This is a genomic window from Prosthecobacter sp. SYSU 5D2 (assembly GCF_039655865.1).
In the GTDB taxonomy this organism is placed as follows: Bacteria; Verrucomicrobiota; Verrucomicrobiia; order Verrucomicrobiales; family Verrucomicrobiaceae; genus Prosthecobacter.
Genome location: NZ_JBBYXL010000001.1, coordinates 593095 through 606673, shown reverse-complemented (window position 1 = coordinate 606673; position 13579 = coordinate 593095). Strand labels below are relative to the sequence as shown.

The window sequence follows — 13579 nt, the reverse complement described above, 5'->3', positions numbered from 1 at the left end:
CTCCTGCGAAATACTCCCGAAATGCTTCCTGAGCACTCCCCCTTTTCACCTGACCTCCGCCGGGCCCTGGATGGCCTCATCGCGAGTTTCTCACCTGCCCAGCGCTTCTGGCTCGCCGGTTATCTGTCCGCAGGGGACGCAGCGCCCGCCGTCGTCGTCCCAGCGGCTGCCGCCTTGAAGCTCACCATCCTTTACGGGTCCGAGTCCGGGAATTCGGAAAAGCTGGCCGACCTCTCCGCGAAGGAAGCCAAGAAGCGCGGCTTCGCCCCGACCGTCAAAAACATGGCGGACATCCAGCCTGCGGATCTCGCCAAGGTGGAAAACCTCCTGGTCATCATCAGCACCTGGGGCGACGGCGAGCCACCAGAAACCGCCACCGCTTTCTACAAGGCCTTCATGACCGAAACGCTCAGCCTGCCCAAGCTGCGTTTCTCCGTCTGCTCCCTCGGCGACACCTCGTATGAAAAGTTTTGCCAGATGGGCAAGGACTTCGATGCCCGCCTGGAATCCTTCGGGGCCCAGCGCATTCACCCCCGTGTGGACTGCGACCTGCAGTATGAAAAACCCCACCGTGCCTGGCTGGACGGAGCATTGACTGCCTTTGGCCCCGCCGTGGCAGCCGTCGCCCCCGCCCCGGTCTTCACCGGTTTTGCCCTTCCAGTCGCCACCGAATATGACAAGGCCAATCCCTTCGCTGCCGAGCTGAAGGAGCGCGTGCTGCTGAATGGCAAAGGCACCGCCAAGGAAACCTGGCACTACGAACTCTCCCTGGAAGGCTCCGGCCTCACCTATGAGCCGGGCGATTCCCTCGGCGTCATCCCCATCAATGCCCCGGATGTGGTCGAAGACCTCATGAAGGCTGCCAAGCTGACCGGCTCTGAAACCGTGCAGGTGCCCGATGTCGGCCCCAAGGCGCTTAACTATGCCCTCCAGGAAAACCTGGACATCACCGCGCTTTCCCGCCCGGTGCTGGCCAAGCTCCAGGAAGTCACCAAATCCAAAAAACTGGCCACCCTTTTGGCGGAACCCGCCAAGGAAAAGCTCAAGGACTACCTCCATGGCCGCTGGATCGTGGACGCCCTGGAAGACTTCGCCCCCAAGGGCCTGTCCCCGGAAGCCCTCATCTCCATCCTGCGCCCCCTGCCGCCGCGCCTTTATTCCATTGCCTCCAGCCCGCTGGCGCATCCGGATGAAGTCCACCTCACCATCGCCTCCGTGCGGTATGAAACCTTTGGCCGTCACCGCAAAGGCGTCACCTCCACCTACCTGGCCGACCTCGTCAAAGCGGGGGACAAAGTCCCGGTTTATACCAACCAGAACAAAAACTTCCGCCTGCCAGAGTCCGGGGATACCCCCATCATCATGGTCGGCCCAGGCACCGGTGTGGCTCCCTTCCGCGCCTTTGTGGAGCATCGCGCCGCCCTGGAGCAGAAAGGCAAATCCTGGCTCTTCTTTGGCGACCAGCGCTACATGTTCGACTTCCTTTACCAGACGGAATGGCAGGACCATCTGGCCAGCAAAACGCTGACCAAACTGGACGTCGCCTTCTCCCGTGACCAGCCCGAGAAGATCTACGTGCAGCAGCGCATGCTCGAGCGTGCCAAGGAGCTGTATGCCTGGCTGGAGGAAGGTGCCCACTTCTACGTCTGCGGCGATGCCACCCGCATGGCCCACGATGTGAACGAAGCCCTCCTCACCGTGGTCGAAAAACAGGGCGGCAAATCACGCGAAGCCGCCGAGTCCTACATTGAGGACCTCAAAAAAGCCCGCCGCTACCAGCGGGACGTATATTAAATTCCAAGGAGCTCAAATCCCACCCCCTTTACCCCCATGAGCGAAAAGCAACTCTCTGCCAATGAAGGCATCAAGACCCGGTCGAATTACCTGCGCGGCACCATCGCCGAAGGTCTCGCCGATCTTTCCACCGGCTCCCTGTCCGAAGACGACCAGCAGTTGATCAAATTCCACGGCAGCTACCAGCAGGACGACCGCGACCTCCGTCCGGACCGCCGCAAGCACCGCCTGGAAAAGGCCTTCTCCTTCATGCTGCGCATCCGCGTTCCTGGTGGCGTCGCCACCTCGGAGCAATGGCTGCAGACGGACCACCTGGCGGATACCTACGCCAACGGCACCATCAAGCTGACCACCCGCCAGGCCTTCCAGCTTCACGGCATCATCAAGACCAACCTCAAGCGCACGATCAAGGAGATCAATGACGCCGCCATGGACACCATCGCCGCCTGCGGTGACGTGAACCGCAACGTCATGTGCAATCCGAACCCTTACCTGTCCAGCGTGCACGCCGATGTGCTCCAGGCCGCCAAGGACATCTCCGCCCACCTGACTCCGGCCACCCGTGCCTATCACGAAATCTGGCTGGATGGTGAAAAGGTGCAGTCCAGCGAGGAGGAGCAGGAGCCCATCTACGGCAAGACCTACCTGCCGCGTAAGTTCAAGATCACCATCGCCGTGCCACCGAGCAACGACGTGGATATCTTCGCCAACTGCCTTTCCTTCATCGCCATTGTCGAGGACGGCAAGCTGGTGGGCTATAACGTCGCCGTGGGCGGTGGCATGGGCTCCACCCACGGCAATGAAGCCACCTATCCCCGCATCGCCGATGTCATCGGTTATTGCACCAAGGAGCAGGTCGTGGACGTGGCCGAAAAGGTCGTGCTCGTGCAGCGTGACTTCGGCGACCGCACCGACCGCAAGCATTCCCGCTTCAAATACACCGTGGATGACTACGGCCCGGAATGGATCCTCAACAAGCTCAACGAATACCTCGGGTATAACCTTGAGCCTGCCCGCCCGTATAAGTTCGCCGATAACGGCGACCGCTTCGGCTGGGTGGAAGATGAGACCGGGGATTCCCACTATACCCTCTTTGTCGAAGGCGGCCGCGTCCTCGATACCGAAGGATACCCCATGCGCACCGGCCTGCGTGAGATCGCCAAGATCCATGACGGTGACTTCCGCCTCACTGCGAACCAGAACCTCATGATCGCCAAGGTCTCCCCGGCCAAGCGTTCCCAGATCGAGGCCCTCCTGGAGAAGTATGGCATGGCCAAAAGCCATGAACAAAGCGCCCTGCGCTTGGCCACCATCGCCTGCGTCGCCCTGCCGACCTGCGCCCTGGCCCTGGCCGAAGCCGAGCGTTTCCTGCCCACTATCGTCACCCAGCTTGAAGAGAAGCTCGAGGAAGTCGGCCTGCGTCACGATTCCATCACCATGCGCATGACCGGCTGCCCTAACGGCTGTGGCCGACCCTTCATCTCCGAGATCGGCTTCGTCGGCTTCGGCCCGGACCGCTACAACGTCTATCTCGGCGGCGGCCACGCTGGCCAGCGCCTGAGCAAGCTCTTCCGCAAGGACGTGCCTTCCAAAGACATCAAGCCTCTCCTGGATCCTATCCTCGAGCATTATGCCAAGGAGCGTCAGGATGGAGAGCACTTCGGTGACTTCGTCATCCGCGCCGGTTACGTCGCCGCCACCGTCCAGGGCCCCGATTTCCACAAGAACATCAAGCCCGAAGCACTGGCGCTGCAAAGCTAGGCCGGTTCAGTTCTGTATAAACTTAAAGCGGGGGTCGTGTAAACGGCCCCCGCTTCGTATACTCACTAACCGATCTGGGCCAGGATTGCCGAGGCAATCTTGTCGGCCTGGGCTTCCAGGTATTCGACATCGCGGCCTTCGATGAGCAGGCGGATCAGGGATTCGGTGCCGGAGTAGCGCAATAGCACGCGGCCATAATCGCCGAGCTTCTTCTCGGTCTCCTTGATGATCTTCTGGGCATCTGCCAGCTCGGTGATGGGTGGCTTGGAACGCACGCGGAGGTTACGGGCGGCCTGGGGGAACTTCTTCAGGCACTTGCGGAGCTGGCTCAGCGGCTCGCCAGTTTCCTTCATGATTTTGAGCACCTGCAGACCGGCGATGAGTCCGTCGCCGGTGGTGGCCCAGTCGCCAAAGATGATGTGACCGCTCTGCTCGCCACCCAGGTTGAGGTCCCGTGAATGCATCTCCTCCAGCACGTAGCGGTCGCCAACATTGGTGCGGATCACGCGGCCGCCCCGACGGGAGACGAGGTCGTCCAGACCGTAGTTGCTCATGATGGTGACGGCCAGGGTGTTCTGCTTCAGTGTGCCCTTGCGCAGCATTGACTCAGCCGCGATGGCCATCAGTTCATCGCCATCAAGCGCAATGGCTTCCTCATCACAAAGGGCGATGCGGTCCGCATCACCATCATGGGCAATGCCGGCCTGGGCCTGGGACTGGCGCACCAGGCGCTCCAATTCTTCGCTGTGGGTGCAGCCGCACTCTTCATTGATATTGAATCCGTCCGGCTCGCTGTGAAAGACCTGCACATCCGCACCGAGCTGCTCCAGGGCGAGGGCGCTGGTGTAGGCGGCGGCACCGTGGGCATTGTCCAGGGCCACACGCATGCCATCCAGGCGGGTGCCGCCCATGCTGGCCACGGCGTGGGCCACGTAGCGCTCCACGGCATCGGTCATGCGGCTTACCCGGCCGATGTTGCGCCCCTCCGGGCGGGCGGCTTCCTGGGTGTTGCCAAGCACGATCTGCTCAATGGCGATCTCGGTCTTATCATTGAGCTTGCGGCCATTGCCATGGACAAACTTGATGCCGTTGTCCTGAAAGGGGTTGTGCGAGGCACTGACGACGACACCAAAGCTGGCCCCGGTCTGTGCCGACAGCATGGCCACGGTGGGAGTGGGGACCATGCCTGCCAGCACCACGTCCACCCCGGCTGAGTTCAAGCCAGCGATGAGCGCTGCCTCCAGCATCTCGCCCGAAGCGCGAGTGTCACGGCCAATAATGCAGCGCGGGCGCTCGCCTCCTTCGGACCGGTTTCCGAGAACGGCGGCGGCGGCCTGTCCCAGGCGCAGGACAAACTCAGGGGTCATGGGATGACGGTTGGCCACCGCGCGGACGCCGTCGGTGCCGAAGAATTGACGCTTATCAGACATAGAGCGCGCGGTTTAACGCAGGACAGGGCCAGTGTCAAAGCCGGGCTGTCAGACATTGCATCACACCGCCCTCAGCGGCGGCAGCGGCGGCTCGTAACGGGGCGGAGGATTGACCTGGCTTTTGATCATGAACCAAAACAGGATGGCCAGCAGGATGGCGACGATTTTTTCGCGCCAGTTGCGGGTGAAAAATTGTTTAAACTGGCCCCAGGTCACGCGTCGGTTCCTCCGCTAAAGGTTCAGCAGCCGCTGCCCCATAAGTCAGCAGCTCGTTCAGGCGCTGGCGCAGCTCGTCAGGCTCAAGATCATGCTCCAGTTTGCCCCGGTAGGCGATGGAGAGGGCACCGCTCTCCTCGCTGACGATGAGGGCGATGGCATCGGTCTCCTCCGTCACACCCATGGCGGCTCGGTGGCGCAGGCCGATGGCGCGGTCCCGCACCTCCCGCTGGCTGACGGGGAAGACGCAGCCAGCGGCAGCGATGCGGCCCTGGTCAATGATGGCCCCGCCGTCATGCAGTGCGGTCTTGGGATGAAAGATGGTGGTGATGAGTTCTGGCGAGAGTTTGGCATCCACACTGACGCCGGTTTCCGCCAGCAGACGCAGGTCAATGCCGCGCTTGATGGCAAAGAGAGCTCCGCAGCGGCGGGCGGAAAGCTGCTGCATGGCCTCCAAAAGGACATCCAGGGATTCCGGGTCCGGGCGGTTGAGCGAGAACATGCGGTGGCTGCCCAACTCCGCCAGGACACGGCGCAGTTCCGGCTGGAACAGGACGACCAGGGCGATGGCCAGGAAGACGGAGATGCGCTGGAGCAGCCAGGTGATGACCTCCAGCTCCAGCAGTTGCGAGACCAGGGCGAGGCCCAGAAGGAGCATCAACAAGCCCGTCAGGATGCGGGCACCACGGGTGGCCCGGAAGAACAGGAAGGCCTGATAGACCAGCACAGCGAGGATGAGGATCTCCACGCCATCGCGCCAGTGCTGTTTTAGGAATTCCCACATGGTCGGCTATCCGTCTTCAAAGCCCAGCGAAGGGCGTTGCGCAAGGAGTACCTCTCTGGAAGGGAATTTTATAGTCCTCCCAATGCATAAAGAGGGCGGGATTTGCATCCCGCCCTCCATGATTTTTTTTGGCTGCTTAGAGCGGCCGGAATGCCTTATTCAGCAAGGTCTTCACCGACAGCGAAGCGCACGAAGCGGCGGACGACGAGATTTTCACCCAGCTCGGAGATCTTGCTCTTCACGTAGTCACCGATGGTCTGGTCGGGGTTCTTGATGAAGGCCTGCTCCAGGAGGCACTGCTCAGAGAAGATCTTGTCAATCTTGCCCTGAATGATCTTCTCAGCGATGGCCTCGGGCTTGCCCTTGACCTGGTCGGCGGCGATTTCGCGCTCCTTGGCGATGAGTGCCTCGGAGATTTCTTCGCGAGCGAGGAACTTGGGATTCGCAGCAGCGATGTGGAGGGAGATGTCCTTGACGAAGGCCTGGAAGATTTCGTTGCGGGCAACGAAGTCGGTTTCGCAGTTCACTTCGATGAGCACGCCGATGCGGCCGGCCATGTGGATGTAGGAGGCGATGATGCCTTCCTTCGTCTGGCGGTCTGCCTTTTTCTCGGCCTTGATGGTGCCCTTCTTGCGAAGGATGATTTCAGCCTTTTCGAGGTCGCCTTCGGCTTCCTTGAGGGCGGCTTTGCATTCCATCATGGCGGCGTTCGTTTTTTCACGAAGGGCCATGACGACTTTTGCGGAGATTTCAGCCATGTTTCTTTAAAGGGTAACGGGGTTGGGAGTTTGCGGCTCTTACTTCTTGAGTTCGGCAGTGGCGGTGATGACGGGGTCGATCAGCTTCTGCAGGATGATGCGGATGGAGCGGATGGCATCGTCGTTGGCGGCGATGGGGTAGTCCACTTTGTCAGGGTCGGCATTGGTGTCCACGAGGGCCACGATCGGGATGCCGAGGCGGCGGGCTTCGTGAACGGCGATGTGCTCACGGGCGGAGTCCACGATGACGACGGCATCCGGATACTTGTCCATGCCGCGCACGCCGCGAAGGTTGCGCTCCAGCTTGATACGCTCGCGGTTCAGGGAGGCGAGTTCCTTCTTGGACATGAGCTTGAACTCAGGCTTCTTCTCGATCTCTTCCAGATAAGCAAGGCGGGCGACGCTCTTGCGGATGGTTTCGAGGTTGGTGAGGGTGCCGCCGAGCCAGCGATGGTTGACGTAGAACTGGCCGCAGGCTTCAGCCGCTTCGCGGATGGCCTCCTGGGCCTGGCGTTTGCAGCCGACGAAAAGGATGCGCTTGTTTTTGCGGGCGAGCTCGGAAAGGAACTCAGCGGCCTTGTCAATCTGAACAAGTGTTTCCTCGATGTTGAGGATGTGGATCTGGTTGCGGGAATCCAGGATGAAAGGCTTCATCTTCGGGTTCCAACGCTTGGTTTGGTGGCCGAAATGGACTCCGGCTTCGACGAGTTCTGCGAGTGCTTGGGACATGTAGTTTGATGGATGCCGGTCTTTCGCACGTTTCGCTCAGGGAGCGGACGCTCAATGCCAGAAGGCACAGATCCGAAAGGGGAGGCGGTTTAGGTTTGGACGATCCCTGTACCAGGCAGAAGTGCCCGGCAAAAGGGCGGCAAGAGTAGGGGCAGACGGGGAATGGGCAAGCGGTTTTTCGTGACGGAAACGGGAGTGTGATTTGTTTTTGCGAGGGAACCGAGGCGCGGCATAGTCCGGGGATGGCTGATATTCGTGCGATTCTTTTCGATTTTGACGGGCTGATTGTGGATACCGAGAGCGTGGGCTACCTGACCTGGAAGGAGCTGTATGCACGGCATGGGCATGAGCTGCCGCTGGAGACGTATGCCCAGGCGATCGGGACGGAATTTAACGATCTATATGATCCCCGCCGGGATCTGGACGCGCTGATGGGGCAGGCGCTGCTGTGGGAGGAGCTGGAAATAAGCCGCCGTGAGCGGGAGACGGAACTGCGGGCCACCCTGACGACGCTGCCCGGTGTGGTGGACCGGCTGGAGGAGGCGCGCGCGCTGGGCATCCCCTGTGCGGTGGCCAGCAGCAGCCCGCTGTCCTGGGTGGGCTGGTGGATTGATGAGCTGAGGTTGAGGCCTTACTTCCACCACCTGACGACGGTGGATGACACGGGCAAGGTGAAACCAGACCCAAGCCTGTTTCTGCATGCCGCAGGGAAGATGGAGGTGCACCCGCATGAGGTGCTGGTGTTTGAAGATTCTCTGAACGGCCTGCGCGCCGCCCGTGCGGCGGAGATGCGCTGCATCGTGGTGCCTGGGCCGATGACGCAGCATCTGGACTTTGACGGGGCCTTGCACCGGGCGGGATCGCTGGCAGAAGTTTCCATCAGCCAACTCATGGAGAAATAATGATGCCATGCCGGACGAAGCACCCACGCACCTGAACTTGCCGTTGGCGGAACGATATCAGCGTTTCCGGGAGTCGGTGTTTCTGGGGCTGGAGGAGATCACGCTGCCGGGCTTTGCGCAGCCGCTGAATGAGCTGGATCTGCAGAGCCTGTGGTTTAGCGGGGCGTTTGGCAGTGAGTTTTTGAGCGCGGACGGGAAGCCGGTGAAGGTGGTGGATTTTGGAATTTGGAATTCCAGCTCGGGCCCGGATTTCACCGGCTGCACGGTGGAGGTGGGAGGGAAGAGGCTGAGCGGGGACATTGAACTGGACCCGGATGCGCGGGACTGGGAACGCCACGCCCATGGGGCCAATGCGGACTATGCCCGGGTGGTGCTGCATCTGTTTTTGGAGGCGCCGGAGGAGCGGTTTTATACACGGACCTGCGAGCACAAAGAGATCGTGCAGGTGCGGCTGAGCTCAGCGGCTTTATCAGACCAGGCCAGGCCGAACCGTGGGCTGGCGGCGGCGAGGCTGGGCCGCTGCCATGCACCGCTGGGGGAGATGGAACCGGCACGCGTGCAGTCCATGCTGGAATCGGCCGCACAATACCGGCTGGAAAGGAAGAGCCTGCGGCTGCACCGCTGTGTGGCGGCACATGGACGTGAGCAGGCGGTGTATCAGGCGCTGGCGCAAACACTCGGTTACCGGAACAATCAGCAGCCGTTTAACATCCTGGCGCAACGGCTGCCGGTGAAGCGGCTGATGAAACTGCCGCTGGCGGAGCGGGAGGCGATGCTTTTCGGGGTGAGCGGCTTTTTGGAAAGTGTGCGCTATGAGGAAACGCTGCCGGAAACACGGGTGTATCTGCGCGGTCTGTGGGAGGCGTGGTGGAAACAACGGAATGCCGCGCAACGCTGGCTGCAACCGCAGCAGACGCTGAAATGGAAGCCGGCGGCAATCCGGCCGGGGAATCATCCTCAGAGACGGCTGGGCGCACTGACAGCGATGCTGAAGCAGTGGGGGCGGATCTCCGCCCCGCTGATGGATGCAGGCCGTTGGTCACAGGAAGGGTGGCGGGAGGCACTGCTGTCACTCACACATGATTACTGGTCCACTCATTATACTTTGTTAGCCGAGAGCGCGGCGAAGCCGCTGGCACTCGTCGGAGAAACCCGGGTGCAGGAGATGCTGGCGAATGTGGCCTATCCGCTGCTGATGCCGGAGCGCAGCCGGCTATGGGCGGAATATCTGGAACTGCCAGCCCTGCTGGATAACCAAAAAGTGCGCCGGGCGGTGCTGCGGCTGTTTGGCGACAGTGAACGCGCCGGAGAATTTCAAAAGAAGCTGCATCATCACCAGGGCCTGCTGCAAGTTTATGAAGACTTCTGTCTGGAGGATGATTCAGCCTGCGCGGACTGTCCTTTCCCGGAGAGGTTGAAGGAGTGGTCTTGAGCGGTGGCGGGGCGCGCAGACTTTGAGCAATGACGGGTAAGCCTTGCGTTAGGCGGCGGGGCAGCTCAGCCACAGGGTGGTGGTGCTGTTTTCAGAGGCGATGCCGATCTGCAAATTCATCTGATGAGACAGCATGGCGGCGATGGTGAGACCCAGGCCGAGATGGTTGCTGTTCTTGGTTCCGTGGAAGGGGCGAAAGACTTCGGAGAGCTTTTCCGGGGCAATGTGCGAGCCAGTGTTGCTGACCAGGATGTCCACACGACGTTGTTCTGCCGGAGTGATGACGCCAGGACCGGCGATTTTCAGCATGGCGCGACCACCGGATTTGCTGGCAGCTTCAGCTGCGTTTTTCAAAAGCTCGATGAGAATGTCCTTAAACTTGGTCGGATCCACCTGCACAGGCGGCAGGCCCTGCTGAACATCGGCTTCGAGCTGAATGTTGTTTTTGGTGAAGGGCTCCAGCAGGGCGCCTTCTACAACACCCAGGTATTCATTGAGGCTGAGAGGCTGTAACGTGAGCTTGGCACAGCCGCCTGCGGAGCGGATACGCTCACTCAGGGCGGAAACTCCGACGGAGGCCTCGCGGATGTGCTGCATGTTCTCCGCCACACCCGGGTCCAGATCATCGGTCATCAGGATGAGGCTGCTAAAGCCCTGGATGACGGCCAGCAGGTTGTTCAACTTGTGAGTGAGCCCCCGCAGCAGCTCTTGATGAAACCCATCGCTGTGTTCATGACCGAGTTGAAGATTGGTGGGGAAAACAAATTGCATTGGCGGAGACAGATCAAGCAGTTATGCAGCTTGGGCAGGGGGCGAGCAACCGCATTTTAGGGCAAGGTGGTGATAGGTGCGTGGAAGTGCAGCGAATATTGAAGGTGTTTGGGTCCGGCTTGAGGGAAATGACACGCAAAAAAACTGGAACCTGCGTAATAATTTTATAAAATTAAGGTCAAGCAGACTATTTGCTTCCATAAATATCAGATTTTCTGGAATCTTTTTGCCAAATCGTTACTCTGTCTTACAGTATTTTGCAATGCCAGAAAGTTTCGTTCCAAGTTTGGCTCACTCTGAGCTTAATTTTTTGCCCCTCAATTTAGGTTTTTAAATCAATCGCTCTTCGCTCTTCGCTCCCATGCTTCCAGAAATCGAAAGCTTTGGTCACTTGATGATCGCGCGCCGTGCGGGTGGAGAACCCGTAGGGCTGGTGCGCTCTCCGGAGGAAGTGGTGTTTCTGGCGTTTGATGCCTCGATCAAGAGACTGGTGGAACTGCACATCCTGCGCAGCGGGCGGACACTGGATTCGGTGGCTAAGAAATCCGCCTTTGAGAGGGCCAAGCAGGCTTCGGAGATCCGGGGGCCTTCCTTCATGAGGATATTGGATGTGGGTGAAGACCAGGGGCTGGTTTACTACACAAGTAATCTGAATGACGGGGAATTCATTGAGGATTATGTGGAAAGGCGGGGGCCGCTGCAGCCTGCCACAGTGTTTTCTCTGGTCTTCCAGCTTCTGGATGATCTGCTTCAGTTGAAGAAATACAAGCGTCTGGTTTCCCACATGCGGCTGGACCGGGTGGTGATGACGACTCTGGAAGATACATTTTTACAATTGCGCATCTATGACTACGGCCTGTCCACGGAAGAGAGGGAGGAGGAGACCGGCGCAGAACTGGTGATCCAGCTGTGCGAGCTGATGTTCCTGATGCTGACGGGCAAAAAGTTCAATGGAGACAATCCGGACCGGTATCCGCCGCTGACCGCCCTGCCGATGAGCCTGAGAACGGCGATGCGGGCCGCATTGACGGACCGGGAAAACTGCCCCAGGTCTCTGGAACGCATACGCGATGATGTGAGGGAGGCCATCGGAGCACTGGTGAGCAGCATCAATGCGCGTAATCCGCGCAAGCAACTGGTGGTGATTGCTGCCCTGCAACCCCGCTCGCAACTGCAGGACATGCTGCTGGAAAATGTGCCTGTGGAAATCATCCTGGGGAACCGGTTTCGCGTGGAGGGGGAGAATGATGTACGGCGGTATCCCTTTTCCATCCCTTGCCTTAACACGAAGAATGAGCAGCCGGTGACGGTGCACATGCTGCCGCCATCACGCATTGTGGACAAAACGCAATATGAGGCGGTTCCGCTGCAGATGTGGCGCTTCAATGCCGACAAGCATCCAAACATTCTCCGCAGCCTGAGCTTGTGGGAAAGCCCGGACTGGACCTTCCTGACGGAAGAAAGAGAGCCAGGATTTTCCCTGAGCCGCTTGCTGGCGGAGCGCATCACGCTGAATCCGCAAGAGGTGGCCGTGCTGCTGAGACAGGTGCAGGCCGGGCAGGAGCAGGCACTGGAATGCGGTGTGCAACGGCTGGACCTGCATCCTTCCAACATTGTGTTGAGAGTGGGAAAAAGCGGGCCCCTTTTAACTCGCGAGCACGAAAGGCTCATGCAGAAGCGTCTGGATGCCTGGCCGGCCTTCAGCTTGAAACTGCGGGCGCATCTGACCATGCGGAACCTTTATGAACCCCCTCTGGTGGACAAGCCCGAGCACGGAGAGCATGGGGAAGCGCACCTGGCTGACCGGGACTACCGCTGCCGGAGTTTCATCGCCCTGGCGGCCTATCTGCTGACAGGCCAGCGCCAGACGGCGGGCAGCCCGCGTTTTCCGGAAGCGACGCCGGAGATGCTGGCGGAGTATGTCCAGGAATGTCTGGAAAAATCCCGTCATCATGGCCAGGCCCCTAATCCGGCGGAGTTCCTGGTGCAATTTGAAGGGCTGATGCACGCGACCACTTCCAAAGGGCCGGACCTGGCATCCCGGTTACGCGGGATCACCGTGCCAGTGGAGGAAATGGAAAGTGCAGGCAGCGTGTCCGATTTTGACAATGAATGGGGCGGAGGTGCGGCGGAAGGCGATGACAACTTTGAGGCTTTGACACCGATCTCGCGGAAGTTGAAACCGACAGACTTCAGCAAGCGCCCGGCGAGGGATCGCTCTGCCTGGCCCGTGTGGGCGGCAGCCGCAGCGGTGATGATGGGCCTGTTTGGCTGGTGGCTGTTTTCCTATGGCGACCCCGCGCAGCCGCTGGCTGCAAACCCGCCCATGGCTGCCAAGGTGGACCTGGCAAAAACCGATACAGTGAATGAGCCTGAATCTCTGGCCGCTGCGCCGGATACAGAGGCAAGCCTCCCAGAACCTGTTTCGGCCCCACCGCCAAAAGAAAAAGAAACCTCCAAACCGGTAGTGAGCCGGACGGAGCCGCCGGTCAGCCCGGTGCAAAAGCCGGAGGGCGAGATCGCCGCCATGCCATATGTGAAGAAGGTGCCCGCGATGAAAACGCCTGCGCAAGCGCGACCAGTGCCAGTAACAAAGCCTGAGACGAACCCTGAGGCACCTGTGGTCATGACGACCATGCAGCCAACACCGGTAGAAGCACCTGCGCCAGTGGCAGAGGTGCGTGTTCCTGTTCCTGCGCCAGTGGCAGAGGTGCGTGTTCCTGTGCCTGCTCCGGTGGCAAAGGCACCTGATTCTGTACCTGCTCCAGCCAAGCAAATGGAGCCGGCAACGGCTGCACCCCCAGCGCCCGTGCCGATCATCCGCAAGGCGATTCTGCCGACGCCGGAGGAGATCGCCAAGTTTAAGCAGGGGATAATCGCACCGTCCAAGCAGATGCCCGCCCAGGTGAAACCGATGGTGCCGGGGGAGGAACGGTCAGGCTCGATTCCAACCATTAATATGGCCCAGCCTGCTGCGGGAGATGCGCCAGACCGGCAGTGAC

At 60.2% G+C, this 13579-nt stretch carries 11 protein-coding genes; 5 read left to right on the top strand and 6 right to left on the bottom strand.

The window, feature by feature from the left end; genetic code table 11:
- Positions 1-21 precede the first annotated feature (21 nt).
- On the top strand, positions 22-1794 hold the full coding sequence (locus WJU23_RS02530) for a flavodoxin domain-containing protein (RefSeq protein WP_346330954.1): 1773 nt from the start codon (positions 22-24) through the stop codon (positions 1792-1794).
- A gap of 36 nt (positions 1795-1830) precedes the next feature.
- On the top strand, positions 1831-3555 hold the full coding sequence (locus tag WJU23_RS02525) for an NADPH-dependent assimilatory sulfite reductase hemoprotein subunit (protein WP_346330953.1): 1725 nt from the start codon (positions 1831-1833) through the stop codon (positions 3553-3555).
- 65 nt (positions 3556-3620) lie between these two features.
- Here WJU23_RS02525 and glmM read toward each other — a convergent pair whose 3' ends face one another.
- The 5 genes from glmM to rpsB all read right to left on the bottom strand — a co-directional run bounded on the left by glmM (position 3621) and on the right by rpsB (position 7472).
- Positions 3621-4985 (bottom strand): phosphoglucosamine mutase, encoded by a 1365-nt coding sequence (glmM, locus tag WJU23_RS02520; RefSeq protein ID WP_346330952.1) that lies wholly within the window; start codon positions 4983-4985, stop codon positions 3621-3623.
- A 60-nt stretch (positions 4986-5045) separates the two neighbouring features.
- On the bottom strand, positions 5046-5201 hold the full coding sequence (locus WJU23_RS02515) for a hypothetical protein (protein ID WP_346330951.1): 156 nt from the start codon (positions 5199-5201) through the stop codon (positions 5046-5048).
- Positions 5182-5985 carry a diadenylate cyclase CdaA gene (gene cdaA, locus WJU23_RS02510; RefSeq protein ID WP_346330950.1) on the bottom strand — a complete coding sequence of 268 codons (804 nt, stop codon included), beginning with the start codon at positions 5983-5985 and terminating at the stop codon, positions 5182-5184. Before cdaA ends, WJU23_RS02515 begins: the two co-directional genes overlap by 20 nt.
- Positions 5986-6140: 155 nt before the next feature.
- Positions 6141-6743, bottom strand: a complete 603-nt coding sequence (gene tsf / locus WJU23_RS02505; RefSeq protein ID WP_346330949.1) for a translation elongation factor Ts — start codon at positions 6741-6743, stop codon at positions 6141-6143.
- A gap of 39 nt (positions 6744-6782) precedes the next feature.
- Positions 6783-7472, bottom strand: a complete 690-nt coding sequence (gene rpsB / locus WJU23_RS02500; protein WP_346330948.1) for a 30S ribosomal protein S2 — start codon at positions 7470-7472, stop codon at positions 6783-6785.
- A gap of 242 nt (positions 7473-7714) precedes the next feature.
- Between rpsB and WJU23_RS02495 the strand changes: the two genes are divergently transcribed.
- Positions 7715-8374: an HAD-IA family hydrolase gene (locus WJU23_RS02495; RefSeq protein ID WP_346330947.1), complete on the top strand. Its 660-nt coding sequence runs from the start codon at positions 7715-7717 to the stop codon at positions 8372-8374.
- 7 nt (positions 8375-8381) lie between these two features.
- Positions 8382-9806 (top strand): DUF2851 family protein, encoded by a 1425-nt coding sequence (locus WJU23_RS02490; RefSeq protein ID WP_346330946.1) that lies wholly within the window; start codon positions 8382-8384, stop codon positions 9804-9806.
- Positions 9807-9854: 48 nt separating this feature from the next.
- On the opposite strand, the gene WJU23_RS02485 is transcribed toward WJU23_RS02490, so the two are convergent.
- A complete protein-coding gene (locus WJU23_RS02485; RefSeq protein WP_346330945.1) occupies positions 9855-10577 on the bottom strand; it encodes a HAMP domain-containing sensor histidine kinase in 723 nt (240 codons plus the stop codon).
- A 361-nt stretch (positions 10578-10938) separates the two neighbouring features.
- Between WJU23_RS02485 and WJU23_RS02480 the strand changes: the two genes are divergently transcribed.
- Complete coding sequence (locus tag WJU23_RS02480; protein ID WP_346330944.1) at positions 10939-13578, top strand: hypothetical protein; 2640 nt, start codon at positions 10939-10941, stop codon at positions 13576-13578.
- The last annotated feature ends 1 nt before the right edge of the window (position 13579 follow it).